This window comes from Armatimonadota bacterium (assembly GCA_017303935.1).
Classification (GTDB): Bacteria; Armatimonadota; Fimbriimonadia; order Fimbriimonadales; family Fimbriimonadaceae; genus JAFLBD01.
Genome location: JAFLBD010000002.1, coordinates 91,097 through 111,349, shown reverse-complemented (window position 1 = coordinate 111,349; position 20,253 = coordinate 91,097). Strand labels below are relative to the sequence as shown.

Below are 20,253 nucleotides of genomic sequence, written 5' to 3'. Positions count from 1 at the left end.
ATTCATCAAAAAATCCCGCTTCAAGAGTGAGAATCTAGCATTCTCACTCTTGTATTTTTGAACCTTGTTTGGTACGCTGAATTCGTATTCTCAGCACAGTTGGTGTGCCTGAGATTTGTTGATTCGTTTACCAGGTTAAGTTTATGAAGGCGCGAGTACTTCTGTCGTTGATTCCACTGACGTTGGGCATGGTTGCAATTGCGGGCGCGGCACCATCCACCGTGTTTCACAACCCGACCAACGGAGTCTATGGTGAACCTTCGAACATCACTCAGCGCGAGCCTGATGCTCCACGCGAAGAAGAGTCCGTTGTCATCTGGGCCAAACTCGGCCCATCCTTCACCTACGACCGGGTAGCGGTGTACTACACCATTGACGGCTCGTCTCCAACAGGATCGCTCGGTGTCGGCACGGGCACGACCCAAGTCGTTGGATTCCCGGGAACGATGCAATTTGTTCGTAATGAGCCACGTTCTGGTGGAGGCAACGACGATTGGTGGAAGGTCACTCTTCCAGTCAGCACTCGAACCTACGGTCAGATAATTAAGTACAAGATCTCAGCTTGGACCGCTGGCGAGAACATTGAGCGATTCAGCACTTACCCAGGTACCGCCGGCGAGTATTCATACATCAACAAATTGGCATGGCCCGGCGCAGGTGCTGGTTCGGGTTCGCCCAATGCAGGCTATCCCGGCGTCAATTTTTGGAAAGAAGAAGGTGTCACTGGCAATGGATTCATGAACGTGATGCTGGACCAAAACGGCACTGTTTTTGATCTTTATTACCCTGGTGCTGGAGCAGTCAATGGCGTCGGTACACGTAACGAAGGTTATAGCGGCGGCAACGATACTTTCCCTCCAGGACTGCCTCTTGACCATCGCGGTCAGATGCACGTGAACCAGATCATGGCTGGGATTCGCGTCGACGGATTGACTCACTGGCTCAGTAATCCGTCAGGCGTCAGCTACTCGTCGGTCACCCAAAGTTATGTCCCGAATTCAAACGTACTGCAAGGTTCGGCCACGCTAACTTACGGCGGAAACAATATCAAGGTCGATCAGTTCGATTTTGTCCCGGCAGGCATCACCTTCCCGAACGATCCAAGCAACGGTCAACAGCGTTCGATCTATATCAAGCGGTTTATCCTGACCAACAACGGAGCGACCGCGAAGACCATCAACTTTTATGCCTACGGTGACTGGGCACTCAACGGTGGAGATTCCTACGACGGAGCAACCACCGATACAGTGCGCAAAGTGATGGTCGCCTACGACCGAACCCAGCGAAACGTGACGGGTGGCGGAAACAACATCCAACCGCCAAGCGAATATAACCCCACCAGTTTTGGAGGATATAACAAGGACGTTTCACTCTATCTGGCAGTCGGATTGAAGACTGTTGGGACGCCAGGATCTGCTGGCGGAACTTGGGCGACCGACGCATGGAGCGACTCCAGCTCAGACCAAGATCGAGGGTGGATCGGATCACGGATCACTCTGCAGCCAGGGGTGCCGCGCGAGGTCAACATGATCGTGGCGGGAGCCATGGAGCGTCCAGCCAACCAAACCGGAACGTACGCTTACTACCTCACTCCGGTCATGGATTGGTTTGCATCGTCGAACACCTCTGCACTTCAATCCCAGACCAATACGTATTGGCAGACCTGGCTCAACGACGGCGTCATGGTTGACTTGCCTGACAATCGCTATGACACACTCTGGACCCGCTCAAAGCTGGCTACCGCGTTGCATATCGATGGCGCAACCGGTTCTGTGATTGCTGGCATGCACAATGGCGCGTACCCGTTTGTTTGGCCACGAGACGCGATGTATGCTGCGGTCAGCTTGGCAAAAGCTGGGCACATTCAAGAAGCGATCAACTGCATCAACTGGATGCGCACAACGGCGTATCGCGGAAATGAACCTTGGGGCAAGGGCTTCTTCTATCAGAAGTACACGACCGATGGTTACATCGTTTGGAATTCGCCGCAAGTGGACGAAACTGCCGTTTTGCCGTGGGCACTTTGGTATATCTACCGCGCAACCGGCGACTTCTCGCTACTCAGCACGAACTATGCGATGGTGCGTGATTCGGCATTCGCGATGAGTTCCGATTCGACTTTGGACAACCGTCTGCGATTCGAAGAAGCGTACAACCTGCTGTACTCCATGAGTGTTTGGGAAGATAGTTTCGACACGTTCATCTATTCCAACGCGAACGTCGTTCGCGGGCTGGAAGATGCTGCGAAGATCGCGCAAAGGATGGGGCTGAATGCCGGAGGTTCTGGAGGCGGATATTTCGCAGATCAGAGCAACTTCAACGGCCGTGCTTCTTTGGTCCGATCAGGCGTAAATGCTCGGCTCGATTGGAATCTGGAGAACACAGACATCAGCCAAATGGGGATCGTCTACCCGTTCCAGGTAATTTCGCCCATCGATAATCGCGCGGGCGTCGTCGAGCGACGAATCAACGGCACCCAAAACGATGCAAACGGCAACAATCATCCCTTGTTGATTTCGGGCGGCGATTGGGACGGATTGGTCAATCGGTATTGGGGTGACAACTATTGGAATGGCGGACCATGGTTCCTAAGCACGCTCTGGTACGGACTGTTTTACAGCGAGAAGGCCGATTACGAGCAGGGTCCAGCGACGATCAACATTCTCAAGGACAAAGTGGATCGACTGTTCAACTATGTTGGACCACTTGGGCTAGGCTCAGAGCAGATCGCAGCGAGTTTCAGCCAGGTCTATCCCGATTTCCGAATCCAAACCGCGTGGCCAAATGCTTGGGAATCAATGTCAACTTACATGGATTCGGTGATGGCCTTCCTCGACTACGAACCTGCCGAAAACAGCTTGAACCTCTCGCCGAAACTGCCGACGGGATGGACGCAAATGACCTATACTGGCCTCCGACAAAGTGGCAAGCGGTTTGACATCCAGGTGAAGGAAGCGTTGAAATGGCAACAGACCTCGATCAAGAATCGAACTGGTGGGCCGCTCAACTTCTCGGTGACCATGAAGGTCCCGCCTGGAAAGTCTCCGATTCGAGCGACGGTGAACGGAACTCCGGTGACATTCACGACGAACTCACTGAGCAATCAAGTCACGATCAATTCGGCGTTGGCAACAGCACCAAATTCGGTGACCTCTGTGAGGATTGAATACACGACTTCGACGAACGGGGTGACGCCTAGCGTCGCCCTGTGAGCTGAAATTGGGTATTCTCTGAGTTCTTCGCCGGGGTGGCGGAATGGTAGACGCGGCGGTCTCAAACACCGTTGAGCTAAAACTCGTGAGGGTTCGAGTCCCTCCCCCGGCACCAATTGATTCAAGCACGATGACTTAGTTGGTTTGGATCAACTTCTTCCATTCACCCAAGAGAGTGATCGCCTGCAATGGGGTCATGTCGTCCACGTCCAGTTCTTTGAGTTCTTTGGCAAGCCAAGGTTCCTCAGGCTCAAACAGAGCGAGCTGGAGCTTATTGTTTGAGGTCGCGACGACCGTTGGAAGCGCTTCTCGGCTTTCGAGACTGGCTAAGATTTCATTCGCGCGGACAAGTACGGATTTGGGTACGCCGGCTTTTTTGGCGACATGAACACCGTAGCTCTTATCGGTACCGCCGGGGAGAATCCGGTGGGTCCAAACAATTTCGTCCCCAACTTCTTTGACACTGGCCCGGAAATTGGCGACTCCCTTGAGCTGATCGGCCAGCACATTGAGCTGATGGTAATGGGTCGCGAACATCGTCTTCGCACCGAGTAAGTGAAGGTGCTCTAGCATTGCCCAGGCGATGGCCAGGCCATCGTAGGTGCTTGTTCCTCGCCCGACTTCGTCCAAAATCACGAGCGAACTTGATGAAGCGTGGTTCAGGATAAATGCGCTCTCGACCATCTCCACCATGAATGTGGACTGTCCTACCGCGATTTCGTCTTTCGCTCCGATTCGCGCGAAGATACGATCGCAAATCCCGAGTCGGCAAGAGCGCGCTGGTACAAACGATCCGATCTGAGCCATCAGCACAATCAACGCGGATTGCCGTAAGTAGGTGGATTTTCCGCTCATGTTTGGGCCGGTCAGGATCATCATCCGCTGATCGTTGTTGATGCAAAGGTCGTTGGGAACGAAGCTCGCGCCATTGGCCTCAACAACAGGGTGCCGACCTTGCTGAATCTCGAGAACTTCGTCCTCAACCACTTCTGGTTTTCGGTAATCGCGCCGAACCGCCACTTCAGCAAGCGAGCAAAGTGTGTCAAGTTCGGCGATGGCTTTGGCGGCTTGGAGCAAACTCGCACTGTTCTCGCTGATCCTGGTGCGGATGCGAACAAAGATTTCGGCCTCGAGGTTCTGCGCTTTTTCCGATGCGCTGAGTACGGCAGACTCAAATTCTTTTAGTTCGGCGGTGATATACCGCTCAGCATTGGCGACTGTTTGCTTGCGGATGTAATGTTCTGGCACCCGATCGGCCGCGAGCTTGTTGACCTCGAGGAAGTAACCAAAAACGTTGTTGTAGCCGACCTTTAGGTTCGGTATGCCCGTTGATTCTCGTTCCTTAGCTTCGAGTTCCGCGATGAACTTTCGACCATCGCGACTGAGTGCGCGAAGTTGGTCTAGTCCGGGATCATAGCCATCGGCGATAACTCCCCCATCTCGAAGCGCGTTTGGCGGATTTGGCGCAAGAGCCCTTGCCAACAGAGTTGCCAAGTCACTGTGATTTCCCAGCATTGGCATTAACTCGGCTATCCGGCCCTGGGCTACTTTTTGGAGCGGAGCATGGAGTTCGGGCAAACTGCCGATCGTGATTTGAAGGGCGACAAGGTCGCGCGGCGTAGCGACACCAGTCGCACACCTTCCAACGAGCCGTTCGATATCGCCCACCTTTTTGAGAGCGTCCCGAAGGTCAGCGCGATCAAGATTCACTTTGGAAAGAAGTTGGACTGAGTCGAGCCGCTGCCGAATCGCAGTCCCATCGAGCAGCGGTTGTTCAATCCACTTTCGAAGGAGTCGCGCCCCCATAGAAGTCACGGTTTGGTCGAGAACGCTGAGCAGCGTAAATTTGCGACTACCGTCCGAGAGATTAGTCGTGAGTTCAAGCGAACGCCGTGTCGAAGGATCCAGCGCCATGAAGCTGTCAATGGAATAGGTTCCGATCGTTTCCAGATGCTCGAGCTTTAGCCCGCCCTTCTCGGCGTACTGGAGCACCATATTCGCGGCCATCACGGCTACCGGCTTTGCATCTAATCCAAAGCTCGACAGGTTATTAATGTTGAACCGAAGGAGGATTTTCTTTTCGGCGCGGCGAGAATCTTCCGGTTCGAGCGTGGTGACACTCGTTCCGAAAGCGTTCCCGACGAGTTCGCCCAAGTCAGCGGTCTGATCGTCCAGCAGGAGTTCGGCTGGGCGGATTCGTGCGAGTTCCTGCAGGATGGAATCCTTGATTGCGTCGCCCTCGATTTCGGTAACGAGGAACTCTCCGGTGGACGAATCGAGCGTTGCAAGCCCAACTTTTCCATCCAACACGCAGATGGCAGAAAGGTAATTGTTCGCTCCCGCGGGCACCATGGATTCCTCGACGACAGTGCCAGGAGTGAGGACCCGAGTAACTGCGCGGCGGACGAGCCCTTTGGCTTGTTTGGGGTCTTCGATTTGATCGCACAGCGCAACCTTATAACCCGATTGAATCAGGCGCGCGAGGTACTTTTCGACGGAGTGGTACGGAACTCCGGCCATGGCGATACGACCATTCTCTGCATCTTCGCGGCCGGTCAAAGTGATCTGGAGGACGGATGCTGCAACCTCCGCATCTTCAAAATAGAACTCGTAAAAGTCCCCGACACGCATGGCGATCAGGACGCCAGGATGGGCATCCTTTGCGGCCATATATTGCTGCATCATCGGGGTGCGGCCACGCATAAGCTAGTCTCTCACCTTGATTGGGCAGGGTCTCCAGCCCCTTGTTGAGCTTTGTAGGATTCGAGCTGTTCGCTAAGTTCGGTCCAATGCTCGAGCGCGGCGTTGACCTTGCCAGAAAGCTCGGCGTGTTTCACGCTGAGAGCGTAGTGGTCCGCATTCGGATCGGGCACCGACATGACTTTCTCATGTTGATCGAGTTCGGATTCCAGCTTCTCGATCAAGGATTCTTGACTTGAGATTTCTTTGGTGAGTCTTCCGATCTCCTTGCTGAGATCGCGCGGACTGAGTTTCGGCAATTCGGGTTGATGCGAAGCAGCCGGAGCGACGGAAGGCACGTTCTGAGAGCTGCTAGCTGACTTCCACCGTCGATATTCTCCCACCGGACCATCGAACGTAACGACTCCTTCTGGCCGAATGTCTAGAGTCTTTTGGGTGACCTGGTCGAGGAACCACCGGTCGTGGCTGATGACTACTAAGGTGCCGTTGAACGTGCTCAGAACCTCCGCGAGTGCTTCACGGCTGGCGATGTCGAGGTGGTTTGTGGGTTCGTCGAGCACCAGTACATTTGGGCTCATGCCGGTGATCACGGCGAGGGCGACTTTCACTCTCTCGCCTCCGCTCAAAGTCTTGATTGGGCGCAAAGAGTCATCGCCGGAGATCAGGAATTGACCTAACAGGTTGCGCGCTGGACCATGTTCGAGACCAAGAATCTCGTTGATTGTTTGGAGCGGAGTGAGTTCTGGATCGAGGAAAGTGGCGTCCTGCCGAAACCAGCCCAAATCGACATTCGCCCCAATTCGAGTTGTGCCAGAAATTGGTTCAAGTTCTCCCAAAATCAGCTTCATCAAGGTGGATTTACCACTCCCATTGGCGCCGATGATCCCCCATCGATCTCCCCATTGGGCCAGCCAATTCAAGTCCTGAAAGAGCTTCTGAGTCTCGAAAGCCATCGTGAGCTTTTTGGCTTCGAAGACAAGATCGCCGGCACGCTTCTTAACTTTCAGCGTGGCACCTAGATTTCGCTCGCCTGAAGGCGGGATGATCCGCTGCGCTTCCATTCGCTCAAGCATCTTGAGCCTCCCTCGCGCTTGTGCGGTGCGCTGGCTATTCATGAATCTGCGCACAAACTCATCGAGCTTGGCCATCTCTGCCGCCTGCCGCTCGGCCATCACTTCTGTCCGGGCGTCTTGCTCTTTTTGCAGGTTCAAATAGGTATCGAACGGGCCGGGAAACGACTCAATTTTCTGGTGGCGTAACTCAAGCACTCGCTGACAAACATTGTTGAGGAATACACGGTCGTGGCTCACGACCAATACCGCCCCACCATAGCCTCGAATCCAGCCTTCTAGCCACTCAATCGCATCGATATCGAGGTGGTTGGTGGGTTCGTCGAGGATCAAAATTTCTGGCTCTTCGAGCAGGAGCTTTGCCAGGAGAAGTCGGGTTCGCTCTCCGCCGCTTAAAGCACTGACCGGCTTGTCAAACTCCGATTCGAGAAAGCCGAGTTTTTTGAGGACAACCTTGAGATCGTTCTCAATGCTGTAGCCGCCTTGAGCGTTGAAGTGCTCGAGGAGCAGACTATATTCATCGAGGTCTTCGGTTGTGACCTCTTGTTCCATTTGAGCCTCAAGCTGGTTGATGCGGGCTTGCGTTTCGACCAAGTGCGCTCGCGCCTCAGTGGCAACCTGTAGCACGGTCCGCGAACTGTCCGGAAGACTCACCTGCGACAGATAGCCGACCGTAACGCCACGCTCTAAAGTCGCGGAACCGCCATCCGGTTCGTAATCCCCAGTGATGATTTTTAGGAGCGTTGTCTTGCCCGTTCCATTTCGACCAACAAGCGCGACTTTTTCTTTCCGGTCCAACCGAAATGAGACTTCGTCGAGCACGATATCGGCCCCGAAATGTTTGGAGAGTTTGGAAACGTTGAGCAGCAACCCTCCCATTTTACTTTGCCGACCTTGCGCCAAACGATTGAACTAGAAAACATCACAAATTCCCTGTGGTTTTTACTGGGGCTTTCCGAAGATTGGATTAGAGCCCCTATGGGTTTTGGATGTGCGCCATGAATCAACAACAAATGGAAACACCTGCAACGCGGACCATCTTGGAAAGATGGGAAGTTCAGCTTGATAGCTTGCAGACCTCAGAGCGGGTCGCGATTGACTCTATTGAGTGGCTATTTCGACGGTTGAGGAGCACCGTTCAGAGGGTTCATTCGGCGTAATTCGCCCGGATCACATCATCCAATCGAGAATCTCATGTTTGGAAAAAAGAGTTTTGTTGGCCTAGACTTTGGACATCACACCATCAAGGTGGTCCAAGCGGAGCGGACCCCTGGCGGATTCAAAGTCGTCAAAGCAGGCTGGGCACCAACCCCCAAGGACTGCATTCGGGACGGCATCGTCACCAATGTCGAGGCGATTGCGGCAGTGACCAAATCGGTTTTGCGCCATGCGGGAGTCACTTGCAAGGACGCGATCATCAGCGTGCAAGGCAGTACCGTCGTCGTGCGGTCTGTCCGAATGCCGAAGATGTCCGAGGCAATCTTGAGAAAGTCCATTCGATTTGAAGCTGGTCGGTACATCCCCACTTCGGTCGAAGATAGTTTTGTTGAATTTGAAATTCTGGGTGACGTTGACGAAACTCAGATGGAAGTCTTGATCGTTGCCGCACCGCGCGACGTTGTGGAATCACGCGTTAAGGTTTGCGAAGAACTCGGAATGGAAGTCCAGGTTGTGGACGTCAGCCCATTCTCTTCGTACCGTTCACTCATCGAAGCTGACTACAGCCGAGCTTGGGGCGACGAGACCTTCGCGCTGATCGATCTCGGCGCCGGTGGCAACAACGTTTCGATCATCAGCAAGAGCATCTTTGTGATGACTCGTACGATTTCACAAGGAAACGGTAGCGAATTCACAGAAGCGCTGAGGACGTTCTTTGACCTTTCTGAAGAAGACGCAGAAACCGGCAAGAGTCTTTTGAACGTCGCCGAACTGCTTGATTCGAAACCGACGGACAACCCGCCGCTTCGAGTTTTGCACCCACGACTAGAAGAGTTGGTCCGCGAAATTCGACGATCGATCAACTATTACGAATCGCAGCAAGTAGATGGCCAACAGCCGATGCCAGTGACCTCGATTGTGTTGACGGGTGGCGGTGCGAAACTGCAAGGAATCGATCGATATCTGAGCGAGAAGCTTGGTTTGCCAGTGACCAATTTGGGCATTTTCAGCTCACCACATTTTGCCAATTGCACGCCTCATGAATTTGGAGCGGGGCTCGACCTTAGCGTTGCAGGAGGGCTGGCCATCCGGCCGTTGATGCCTGCCGCATAAGGAGACCGATCATGCCAAAAATCAACTTAATTCAAGAACAACGGAACCTGGTCAGCAATGAGCTGAAGAAGCGACGCGTTTTGCTCACAACATTTATGAGCACATTCTTGGTTGGCGGGGGCATCTACAGTGGCCTCTTTTTGCAGACCGAATCGCTTTTGGGCCAAAGAGCTGATTATCAGTCCAAGGTTGACAAGATGAAGCCGTTGGTGGACGCCATCGAGGCGAACGAGCAACAGTTTGCTGTGCTCTCGCCGCGATTGACCACCTTGGAAGATGCGGGAATCACTACCCAGCGATGGGCACGAGTTCTCGATCACATTTCAAGATCGGTCCCAGAGGGTATCTGGCTGATCTCGATGCGTTGCAACCAGCCTTCGGAGCAAGATCCGGTGACCGTCGAGGTTCAAGGATTTGGCCCGACTCAAGAACTCGTTTCAGAACTGATTCTTCGTTTACAAGGAACTAAGGACCTTGAGAACGTGATGCTCAAGTACACCCAGGGCGACGTCGCTGCTGAAAACAAGAGCATTCGATTCGAAGTGGCTGCACAGATCGCAGGATCGGCCAAGTTGCCTCCGATCACCGAAAAGAAGGAAGGCGACACTAAGGAGAATGGCGCATGAACATCAAACGCGTAAACACAAAGCTATATGTCGCGATGAGCGCACTCACGTTCGTCTTGGCGTCCGGTGCATCGTACTTGCAGTTCGGAACTATGAACGACCAAGTCGCAAAGATCAAGGAGCTTAAGGCGCAAGTCGATCGCCAAGATGATCTTCGCACCGAGTTGGACCAGATCACACTCAAGGTTTCGGAATCGCGAGAAAAGCTGGATCACTTGGAGCAAGGTGTCCCGCCACGTGCCTATATGCCGACTCTGATGACCGAATTGGAAACCCTTGGTAAGCAGAATGGCATCGTTGTGACTGGTGTTCGACCGCTGCCAAACAAGTTCCCAACTCCGCCGCCAAAAACGGATGAAGAAGGTGGGAAATCGGCTCCTGTCGCTAAGACTTACGAAGAACAGTATGTCGAAGTCAAGGGAACCGGATACTACTTGCGTGTCTTGGCATTCCTTACCGAACTCGAGAAGTTTCCGAAGATTGTTGCTGTGACCTCGGTCACGTTGAAGCCGATCAAGGACGGTAGCCAGACTGGCGCGGCTGTGGATTCCTCGTTGGAAATCACGATTGAAATCAAAGCATTCCTCTTCCCTGAAACTCAGCAGGGATCAAGCAAACCTGTGACATTTGGAGGCAATCAACATGAAGGCGTCTAATGCAAATGAAAAGAAGAAATTAGCGATCATCGGCGTTTTGGGGCTTCTGCTCTTGGGCGTCGGTGCATTCCAGATCATTGGTGGCGGTGGCAGTGCTCCTGCGCCAGAAGCCAAAAAGGATAAGCCTTCGGTCGCGGCTGGCACAGGCACGGAATCTGATCCGGGCAATGCCGAAGATACTGGCGAAGGCGATTTGATCGCTGGAAAATTGCCACAGCGCGATCCTTTCTTGGCACCAGGTGCGGTCCAATCGAACTCACCAACAGGTGCAACAACGGGTACGCCGACCATGCCTTCAGCAAATCCGACGACTACCGCGAGCAATCAGCCGGTGGGATATCAGCCCACTGAAAACCCGCCGATGCCGCCGATGCCAGGGGATATTCAGCCGATGCCAAACGTCCATGGTGGAAATCCAGGCGAAAATACCGGTCTTGGCGATTCGAATCAACCTGAAGCTCCGTCTCTCAAATTAACCGGTGTTGTCCTTGGGGATACTGCGCTCGCAGTTATTCAGGATGAAAGCGGTAAGCAGCGAGTTCTTCGAGTGGGCGATACGGTCTCGGGTCACCGGGTTGTTTCGATCACCAAGAACAAGGTTGTACTAAGCGGGAGCGGTGAGCGCGTGACGCTCGCCATCAATAGCGATGCAAAAGAATAACGTTCTTTTCAAGAATTTGTTTGGGATCAGCCTTTTGGCTGCAGCTTCTGTTGCTGCAGCTCAAGGCGTTTTAACCGGAGTTGATGTTCGAAAGACGGAAGCGGGTGTTGAAGTATTTGTTCGAGGAGAAGGACTGGCCCAGCCAACCTTGACCCGCGCAAACAAAGGCACCGTTTTCATCTCGTCCTATCGCGGCGTATTGAAGGCACCGGCTCAGACCGTCAAGCTTAATCATGGCGGTGTGACCAATGTGCAGTGGGTGCAGTTCACCACCAAGCCACCGGTATGCCGAGTCGTACTTCGATTACGCCCTACCGACAAGCCTGTTCTGTCTCAAACCGATGATGGTTGGAAGATCACCGTGGACCCCGCAAACACGGTCAACAATCCGATCGCCAATCCAAATTCGAATTCCCGATCTTCAGTAACTCCGGTTTCGAACGGCAACAATCTGCCGTCCATCGACGAAGGTCCTGTCGCCAACAACCCTGGCAAAGTGGTCAAAGGTGGCTCGGTTGTCACGCCGGTCAATCCATTCCTGAACACAATCACCGGAGCGACCGATAAGACCGTCATTCTCGAATTCGATAATGCGGACGTCAATCAAGTGCTCAAGGCGCTCGCAATCCAGGCTGGTTTGAACATTGTCACCGCGCCTGGAGTAAAGGGTGAAGTCACGATCAAGCTCGACCGCGTTTCAGTGGATGAGGCTTTGAGCGTGATCACTGCAGTTTCTGGACTGCGCTATGGACGCGTCGGAAAGACCATCGTGGTCGCGACTCCAGATCGCATCGGCGAGATTTTGAGCGCGATTAGCAAGAGCGATCCTTCGCTCGACATCGCCACGGAAACTCGCGTCATTCCGATTTATAGCAAGCAGGCCAAGCAGGTCAAGAATCTGGCTTATCGCCAGGTCAACCAAGTCACGAAGACCGGACGATATGAGATCATCCTTCCGTCCGAGAATGTCCCGAATCCTATCCCAGGATTGCAAGGCGCGCCAACTGATGGTGCAACAAAGGGTGAAGAGACGAAACCAGCAGATACAAAATCGGCTGCTTCGTCTGAAGCTAAGCCCGAAGACTACGTGATGGTGGTTGGTCAGCGCGCACGACTCGATGAAGTCGAACGAATTGTGCGAGAGATCGACAACCAACTTTGCGATGCACTCGGGATTGAAGTCCCAACTAGCACGGCCATCGTTCAGAAGACTTACGCAGTAAAGGGCGTTAATGCGCTTTCATTGGTGAACGCTCTCGGAGCAAAAGAAGGAAAGGTAGGCGACGTTCAAGTGCGCGCAACTCCTGCTGAGAGCAACAGCCCTCAAATGGTTGTTCTCGTTGGTCGCGAGCATGAAGTCAATCGCTTGGTGGAAGCCCTCGAAGAACTCGATGGCACCGGCCTCGCTACAGACAAGTTCACCGTTTACGAAATCAGCTACACCGAGCCTCGATCACTGCGCGATGAAATCGTCAGCCTCGTACCAGGTGTACGAGCCAGCATCGCTCCGGGCACGGTCGGTACTCCACGGCTCTACAATAATCGCGGAGCCAGTGTATCAGTCGGTAATACCGTCAATTCGCCTCAAGTCAAGGAGAATGGCGGCGGCTCTGGATCAACGACGAACGAAGACAAGGGCGGTCCAAAGGGAACTGACGGTTTCAATGGTGGCTTAGGTCAGCCATTCAATAAAATGGAGCCGAATGCCCAGCCAATGCGATTGATTTTGCGCGGTAGCGATGAGCAGATCAGCAACGCAATGAAGGTGCTGAAGCAACTCGATATTCCGCCGAAAATGGTGGCGCTCGAGGTGCGCATTATGGAACTCAGCAAGGACGATGCGAACAACATCGGACTCGACTGGAGCATCTTTACTGGCGGCGCGGTGAAGTTCATTAAGTTGAGCAACACCTACGATAATCCAAAGAACTCGGTTGGTGTGAACATCAACGACAAGAACTTCCAAGGTGACGTCATTGGAACATTGGACCGAGTTGCCAACGATTCGAATCTGATCGCGCGGCCAAACATGATCGCGCCGGATGGCCGAGAATCAGAACTGTTTATCGGTGACGCGATTCGATATGTCGAGTCGATCACGTCGAGCACAAATGGTCCTTCGGTTCAAATCGGAACGGTCCGCGTTGGAATCAACTTGGCGGTTCTGCCGCGGATTTCTGACGACGGAACGGTCACTCTGGACATGCGACCTGTGGTCAGCTTCCTGCGCGGATTTAACAAGGTCAGCGTTCAGGGATTTGCTGCAGAACTGCCGCAAACCAGCGAACGCATCACCCAGCAAACAATCACCATGAAGAGTGGTGAGACATTTGCTATCAGCGGATTGATCCAAGATCAAGACACAAAGCAAATGAGCGGCGTGCCGATTCTGATGGACCTTCCACTGGTGGGGCAACTCTTCCGAAGAACAACGACAACCAAGGTTCGCCGAGAGCTGGTGATCTTTGTTTCTGCGAAATCGTTGACCGGGCCGCTCACTTCCGCAATGGATGAGCGAGCTACACCAGAAAGGCCAAAGCCATGAAAGCGGCTCGGTTCTTAGCTCCATTGTTCGTTGCCGCATCCCTATCTGGTTGCGGCGGCGAACTGTTCAATGCCAACGTCGATAGCGCCTACATGGGTTCGTGGGTCGGACCGTGGGACGACACTAGCACGACCGAAGGTGGCTCGTTTGACATTAACGTTTCGCGGCTCGGTGTGATCACTGGAACGACTTCCAGAATCTCGGACGGCGTGAGTGGAACCGTCACTGGCACGGTAGATCGGGAAGGCACGTTCAACGTAACCGTGGACTTCACCACCGGGCAAGATTACACGTCTGTCCACGGCACAATGACGAAGACCTCGAGCGGGATCATAGGAGTCTTTAACTATAGCGGTGGAGCCGTTTCTGGCACTGCCAACTTCACTTTATCGGTTCCTTCCGGAAGGCCGTAATGCCAGGGCAGGAATCTGCGGCTGAAATCTGGAGTAGCCGCTATGAGCCACTCTTCCAGAAGATGTCCCAGATTTCTCAGCATTCTGGTCGCATCGATCGGTTCGTAAGTTCTCGGATGAGCCGGTACCAGAATCTCTGATCTCCGGATTAGTTGCTGCTGCGCAATCGGCATCGACAAGCAGCAATTTACAGCTTTGGTCGATTGTCTCCGTACAAGATGCCGCGCGGCGCAAGAAGATCGCCGAATTTTGTTCAGACCAGGATCAGGTGCATCACGCGCCATGGTTTTTTGCCTTTATTGCAGACCATCATCGAATCCGCCAAGCCTCATGGCAAGTCGATGGAACAGCCGAATCACTGGACTACACAGAATTTGCGCTGATGGCGTACATCGATGTCGCATTGGCGGCAGAACGGTTTGTCTGCGCGGCTGAATCGGCCGGATTGGGCGTTTGTTATATCGGCGCAATGCGGAACCATCCGTCGGAAATTAGGGCGTTGCTGGGACTCCCAGAAGGAACATTTTCCCCATTTGGCCTCTGCCTGGGATATCCCGATCTAGACCGATTGCCAAGCGTCAAGCCTCGACTGAGCCAAAAAGTGGTCTGGTTCAAGGAAAGCTATGATCCAGAAGCTGGGATCGGGGACTATGACCAGCGAATGGAGCCTTTTTATGCCAGGCGCGGACTCGGAACCAGCTGGCGCACTCACTCTTCAAAGCGGATCAGTAGTCCAAATCTGGAAGGACGAGAAACCCTAAAGGAATTTCTGATTTCGATCGGATTTGGCGTCCGCTAGCTCAACAGCTCGACTTTACAATGCTGGACGAGCTTTGCCGCTGCTCCGACATGCGCACGGTGTCCACTCTTCTCGCCGATAACATCTAGCCCGAGAATCGGAAACCCAGAGAGGTACAGATCGCCGATCAGATCTAGTAATTTGTGGCGTGCAGGTTCATCGTCAAAGCGGCTTGCATTGAGATAGCCCGAAGTCCCGATCACGAGGGCGGAGTTCTCATCGAGTCCACGTGCCAAACCTGCTTGCCGGATGATGGGCAATTCTTCTTCGAGGCCAAAGGTTCGAGCGGGCGCGACTTCACGCATGTAGGATTCGGGGCTCAGTTCGATTTCGAAGCTCTGGAGTCTGGGCCATTCCGTGCCGTTGATGTAGTCGTACCGCCAGTGGCCATTGCCGACCGCGACGGCAATGCTGTGATCTTCAGTCTTGTCGTACACGCGCGAAAAAGGTGGAGTAGCCACAAGGACGCCTTGGTAGGTCATTCCGACTTCAAGTAATGCACGTGTATAGGGCTGTGAGCATCCATCAGCGGCTGGCAACTCACCGCCTTTCACCAACACATCGGCGTCGGTGACCCCCAACCCTGCAAAGGCGCTCATCAGGTGCTCGATCGTGGAGATCGTGCCGAGCATCGTACTCCTTCGGGTGTCAGTCACGTTCTCTGGTGATGCCTTAAACCACCGCTCACCATCCGAAAACCGAATTCCGTTCTTGCCTGGAGCGATGAGCACGCTGCAACTCGCACCGGTGTGGAGCCCGGGTCCTTCAAGTTCAATTTCCACCCGTGGCGAAAGCCGCTCAAACTCCCGTGGCTTCATGGCTGTTTGAGCTTCTCCAGTTCACGCTCGAGGTCCTTGACGCGCTTGAGCAAATCCGGCAGTTGGCGAAGCGCGGCCATACGACGAAGTTCTTCGCGGACCGGAACTGCAGGAGTACCGAAATACTCTCCTGGCTGATCGATGTCTTGCATCACGCCAGTTCGACCGCCCATTGCGACGCGGTCTGTGATCTTGACTTGTTCTTTGATCGCCGCCTGACCGCCGATAGTGACATGGTCCCCCACGGTTACAGATCCGGCTAGTGAAGTGTGACCAGCAATGACGGTATGGCTCCCCACCACATCGTTGTGGGCGATTTGGACCAAGTTATCGAGTTTGGTGCCATCTCCGATGATCGTGTCTCCGCACATCGCGCGGTCCACACAGGTGCAAGCGCCGATTTCGACATCTGCTCCAATTCGTACACCGCCGACCTGCGGGATTTTGACCCGCCTAGTGCCATCATGATAGTAGCCAAATCCGTCGGCGCCGATTACTGAATTGGCGTGAATGATCGTGCGATCTCCGATCGTGACATCTTGGACCAGGACGACCCCTGGGTGGAGAATCACAGATTCGCCCAAGTGGCAATTGTCGCCGATGACCGAATTTGGGTACAGAATGCAGCCTGCGCCCACGCTTGAATTTGCGCCGACTCTGGCACCTGCGCCGATGCTGGCAGTCGGACTGACGTTTGCCGAGGGGTGAACGGTTGCTTGGGGATGAATTCCGATTTCGAATGGAACTGGCCGCTGAGAGATCGCGAGGAGTTTTGCGAATGCTAGGCGAGGCGAACCGACCTTTATGGAAGGGATGCCACGTGCATCCATATCAGGCTTGATGAGGATCGCGCCAATCCCGTTTTGGATCGCCTTTTCTAGAAAGCTATCGTCTTCTGCGAATGAAATTCCTTCTGGAAACGCCTGATGCACGGGGACAAGGCGCGCAACCTTGAGGTCAGGCGGTCCATTCAATTCTCCGCCGATGATCTCGGCGATCTGTGCTAGCGTCCACTCCATTGCACGGTCATCCATTCGCGACATTCGGCGGTCGCATCGCGCCCTTTCGATGGGGAGTCTACCAAGATGTACCCTTTGGACGTTGCGAACAGTTTCGCCATTCTCTCAGCTGACCAGTCCGAGCTTGTCGACTTTGGCAATTCGGGGATTGTGATTGGCTCGCCCGCTTTGCCTTTGATCTCGATCGATTTCGGCGGTACGGATTGGAATCGATCGGATTTTCCGCTTAAGCTGCTCGTGGAGATGGATTCTGTGGTCGACTTTGCGATCTTCCTGAGTTCGGCAAGGAGCTTGATGGATTCCTGCTGGCGAACCGTGGCGGCGTTGTTTCGAATCTTTCGCAAATCATCAGAGATCGCTTGGAACGCGCTTTCTAAAATTGCCTGCCTCTCAAGTTCATAGCTTCGGTTGAGGTCTTGAATCTCTGCCCGGAGAGCCTGGGTTCTGGTTCGAATGCGGTTGGATTGTGGATCATCTCCTTCGGGCGGATTCGTTTTTGGATCGGGAAATCCAACCAGGGTTGTCAATTCAATCGCCCGCTTGCCGATTTGGGGCGCGTATTTATCAAATGGAATTCGGGTCCGTTCGACGGCATCGTCAAGCAGTGCTTTGTGGGTGGGTTCCGCTTGCTTTTCGAACGCGGCGATGGCCGAGTCGATTTCTTGATTCAGCACGAGCAAGCGCTGCTTGAAAATGATCTGGATGGCCTTGTCTTGATTTTGCTTGAGCTGTTCCAGCTGATCGCCAATCTGTGTTTCGGAAAGACCCAGGAAGATGGTTGTTGAAGACGTCCCGGGGATGGAGCCAGATGACGAACCGGGTTGATTTGAGTTCGTAGCGGCGACAGCCGAGGTTCCTGGCAAGTTCTTCTTTAGCGCGTTGATATCGACATAAACCGCTTCTGGTTTATGACTGAGGCACCCGCCCAACGAGATGCAGGCGCAGATCAAAAGTGTCCATTTTCGGGACATGGTTCAAGAAAATGCCACCGAGTTTGAATGGACTCGGTGGCATTAAACGGATTCAGCGCTTGTTGAGCGCGGCGATCGTTGGGGTCGTCAAGTCGTTTGCGCCGTATGGAGCCACGGTGGTTTCTAGCACGGTAGTGAAACCTTGTTGCTTGGCGACAGCGGCGAGCGAGGCCTTGGCTTGATCGATGGTCTGCTGTTGCAGTTCTTCGCGCAGATTGCTCAAGTCGCTGCTGAATTCACGATCCCACGCAGCTGCCAGCTGTTCTGCTGCATCTGCTCGCTGAGAGTACTCGGCGATTTGTCGTCGATCAGCTTCGGTGAGGTTTTGCCGTGTCATCAGTTCGGCTCGTCGCTTATCCGAATCCAGAACATCCGCCTTAATTTTGTCGATTTCTTTCTTGTCAGCGTCGGTTTGAGGATCCTTGAGCGTCAGTGTTTTGAGCCGGTTGGCTTGCTCCATCGTGACCACCGGGTAAGTGGTAACGAAGTCCAGCAGTCCACGGCGGACGGCGAGTGCATTGTTCAACTTGGTTGAATTTTGCTTGCCGAGATTGGATTCTTGGATGACCTTGTTAAGGTCAACGACGCCCGTCTTTTCTTGTGCAGGCTGGAAACCAGAACCGACGAAGAAGACCATCATGGAGGCGGCGACAACCCAGCCCATGTACGTTTTGAAGAAGTTTGATGTGTTTTTCATGTTGATGAGTTTAGAACGTGCCACCTACGGTGAAGTGAGTTCGAGATTTGCCTTCTGGCGTGAAACCAAAGTCAACTCGGATAAGCCCGAGAGGAGTACGGAATCCGAGCCCCGCGCCGTAGCCCAAATGCATTTTGAACGCAGAACTCTGATCAAATGTTGAAATTCCGGAATAGCCGCCCCATGCTCCGCCATAGTCGATAAACCCGACCATGGTCAGTGCGTCTGTGCCTGGCGCTGGGATGCGCATTTCGAGCGATCCAGAAAGCGCGGTTTTGCCCCAGAATCGCTGATCCGGATACCCGCGCAATGAATCCGATCCTCCCACGAACAGTTGCTCGTAGAACGGAACGGTGCCGGTGATGGTGCCAAACCGAGCTCGGGTGGCGAGGACTGGGCGTGGGTCGCTCAGCTTGCGCCGATCTGCGGGTCGCTTGCTGAAAAACGCCTTGTACTCGACGGTAGTTCGCATGAACGAATTCGTACCGAGAGCATCGGTGTAGCTGGCTACCTCGCCGCCAATCTTGTTGATCTTGCTAATGCCAGGTTCGATGCTCGCACGGAAATAATCACCCTCGAACGGATCGAGCGGAACGTCTCGGCGATCTCGAGAGGCCTGAATCAAGAACTTGGTGACCTGACCATCTTGGCGAACGTAGGTCGGATTCCTAAGGCTGAGGTTGACGGCTTCGACCGTATCAAATTGGGTGCCTAGGGTGAAGTCGATCCCTTTGATCGGCCGAGTAAAGCTGAGCGACGCGCCGGTTCGTCGTTCGTCGAATCGCTCGTCCGAGTTCAGTGAGCTTCCAGTACCGAAATCGGCAAAGTAGTTGTTGACGCGGCTGTAAACCTGCGCCGTCATCGTGGTGTCAAACCGGTCGTAAAACGGGTCTGTGAAGTCGAGCGTAGCGCTCGCACCACTTCCAAAAGTATCCTGCTGGAGGCTGGCACCGAAGGTTTGACCTTGACCGCGGAAGTTGGTATCGCTAATTCGGAACGTGCCAGCGAGCTTGCTCCGAGGGTCCAACGCGACACCTACGTCAAACCGTGCGGTACGCGTTTCTTTCAAGTCCAGCAGCAGATCGACCTTACCGATTTCTTGCGCGGGCCGAATGCCCGGTTGGACGCGCTCAAACCACTGAGTGCTGTTCACGCGTCGGAAATCGTTTGCCCAGGTGACTTCGTTGAGCGGCTTGCCAATTTCCGTCTTGATGAGTCGGTCAAGTACTCGCTTTCGAGTTCGTGTAAGTCCGGTGATGACGATGTCGTTGACGGTGGTCTCGATCACCATAATGACCATCGAGCCAGGCTGATCCGGATTTGTTGGGAAGTCAACTTCAGCGAAGTACCCCTTCGAATCGTAAAGCGCCCGGATGGCGTCTGCCGTCGGTCGGCGAGAGTTCAGATTCAGCAATTGATCCTTTTGCTGAGTGACCACTTTCAAGATGTCTTCGGTTTTGATGACCGAGTTTCCAATGACGCTGATCTCCTTGATCACTGGGTTTTCGGCGACATCAACGATCACTTGAACTTCAGTGTCATTGAGAGGTCGGCCAAAGATCTTAACATCCTTGAAAACACCCAAATTGTAAAGGCTTTGCCGATCGCGCTCGAGTTCGCTTTCAATATACGGGCGACCTTCGGCGGAACGCATTGCCGCGCGAATCGCCTCCGATTGAACTCGCTCGTTCCCTCGAACGACGATTTCCTTAATCACTGCACTTTGGCCATAAGTAGCGACGGCCAAAGCTAAAAACAGAAAAGAACCAACTCCTTTTGTCAAAACTAATCCCTC

15 protein-coding genes and 1 tRNA gene are annotated in these 20,253 nt (G+C 53.7%); 9 read left to right on the top strand and 7 right to left on the bottom strand.

Annotation, left to right across the window (positions count from 1 at the left end):
* Positions 1-143 precede the first annotated feature (143 nt).
* Positions 144-3,212 (top strand): hypothetical protein, encoded by a 3,069-nt coding sequence (locus J0L72_05115; protein MBN8690159.1) that lies wholly within the window; start codon positions 144-146, stop codon positions 3,210-3,212.
* 29 nt (positions 3,213-3,241) lie between these two features.
* A tRNA-Leu gene (locus J0L72_05110) sits at positions 3,242-3,327 on the top strand.
* A 20-nt stretch (positions 3,328-3,347) separates the two neighbouring features.
* On the opposite strand, the gene mutS is transcribed toward J0L72_05110, so the two are convergent.
* Positions 3,348-5,915 (bottom strand): DNA mismatch repair protein MutS, encoded by a 2,568-nt coding sequence (gene mutS / locus J0L72_05105; GenBank protein ID MBN8690158.1) that lies wholly within the window; start codon positions 5,913-5,915, stop codon positions 3,348-3,350.
* An 11-nt stretch (positions 5,916-5,926) separates the two neighbouring features.
* Positions 5,927-7,852: an ABC-F family ATP-binding cassette domain-containing protein gene (locus J0L72_05100; GenBank protein MBN8690157.1), complete on the bottom strand. Its 1,926-nt coding sequence runs from the start codon at positions 7,850-7,852 to the stop codon at positions 5,927-5,929.
* Positions 7,853-8,176: 324 nt separating this feature from the next.
* On the opposite strand from J0L72_05100, the gene pilM reads away from it, so the two are divergent.
* From pilM to J0L72_05065, 7 genes are all read left to right on the top strand, one after another.
* A complete protein-coding gene (pilM, locus tag J0L72_05095; GenBank protein ID MBN8690156.1) occupies positions 8,177-9,253 on the top strand; it encodes a type IV pilus assembly protein PilM in 1,077 nt (358 codons plus the stop codon).
* An 11-nt stretch (positions 9,254-9,264) separates the two neighbouring features.
* Positions 9,265-9,879: a PilN domain-containing protein gene (locus J0L72_05090; protein MBN8690155.1), complete on the top strand. Its 615-nt coding sequence runs from the start codon at positions 9,265-9,267 to the stop codon at positions 9,877-9,879.
* Positions 9,876-10,535, top strand: a complete 660-nt coding sequence (gene pilO / locus J0L72_05085) for a type 4a pilus biogenesis protein PilO (protein ID MBN8690154.1) — start codon at positions 9,876-9,878, stop codon at positions 10,533-10,535. Before J0L72_05090 ends, pilO begins: the two co-directional genes overlap by 4 nt.
* The gene (locus J0L72_05080; protein MBN8690153.1) at positions 10,522-11,196 is read left to right on the top strand and encodes a hypothetical protein; all 675 of its coding nucleotides are present in this window, start codon (positions 10,522-10,524) and stop codon (positions 11,194-11,196) included. The genes pilO and J0L72_05080 overlap by 14 nt, the downstream gene beginning before the upstream one ends.
* 34 nt (positions 11,197-11,230) lie before the next feature.
* Entirely contained in the window at positions 11,231-13,741 is a 2,511-nt protein-coding gene (locus J0L72_05075) for an AMIN domain-containing protein (GenBank protein MBN8690152.1), read from the top strand.
* A complete protein-coding gene (locus J0L72_05070) occupies positions 13,738-14,154 on the top strand; it encodes a hypothetical protein (protein MBN8690151.1) in 417 nt (138 codons plus the stop codon). The genes J0L72_05075 and J0L72_05070 overlap by 4 nt, the downstream gene beginning before the upstream one ends.
* 136 nt (positions 14,155-14,290) lie before the next feature.
* Positions 14,291-14,953: a nitroreductase family protein gene (locus J0L72_05065; GenBank protein ID MBN8690150.1), complete on the top strand. Its 663-nt coding sequence runs from the start codon at positions 14,291-14,293 to the stop codon at positions 14,951-14,953.
* Here J0L72_05065 and J0L72_05060 read toward each other — a convergent pair.
* From J0L72_05060 to J0L72_05040, 5 genes are read right to left on the bottom strand one after another with little or no spacing between them, the layout of a single operon-like run.
* Positions 14,950-15,771: a UDP-3-O-acyl-N-acetylglucosamine deacetylase gene (locus tag J0L72_05060; GenBank protein ID MBN8690149.1), complete on the bottom strand. Its 822-nt coding sequence runs from the start codon at positions 15,769-15,771 to the stop codon at positions 14,950-14,952. The two genes, J0L72_05065 and J0L72_05060, sit on opposite strands and share 4 nt — an antisense overlap.
* Positions 15,768-16,805, bottom strand: a complete 1,038-nt coding sequence (gene lpxD, locus J0L72_05055) for a UDP-3-O-(3-hydroxymyristoyl)glucosamine N-acyltransferase (GenBank protein ID MBN8690148.1) — start codon at positions 16,803-16,805, stop codon at positions 15,768-15,770. The genes J0L72_05060 and lpxD overlap by 4 nt, the downstream gene beginning before the upstream one ends.
* Entirely contained in the window at positions 16,775-17,761 is a 987-nt protein-coding gene (locus tag J0L72_05050; GenBank protein MBN8690147.1) for a hypothetical protein, read from the bottom strand. The genes lpxD and J0L72_05050 overlap by 31 nt, the downstream gene beginning before the upstream one ends.
* A 52-nt stretch (positions 17,762-17,813) precedes the next feature.
* The gene (locus J0L72_05045) at positions 17,814-18,458 is read right to left on the bottom strand and encodes an OmpH family outer membrane protein (protein ID MBN8690146.1); all 645 of its coding nucleotides are present in this window, start codon (positions 18,456-18,458) and stop codon (positions 17,814-17,816) included.
* A gap of 10 nt (positions 18,459-18,468) precedes the next feature.
* Positions 18,469-20,175, bottom strand: coding sequence for a BamA/TamA family outer membrane protein (locus tag J0L72_05040; GenBank protein MBN8690145.1), 1,707 nt, complete (start codon positions 20,173-20,175; stop codon positions 18,469-18,471).
* Positions 20,176-20,253 lie beyond the last annotated feature (78 nt).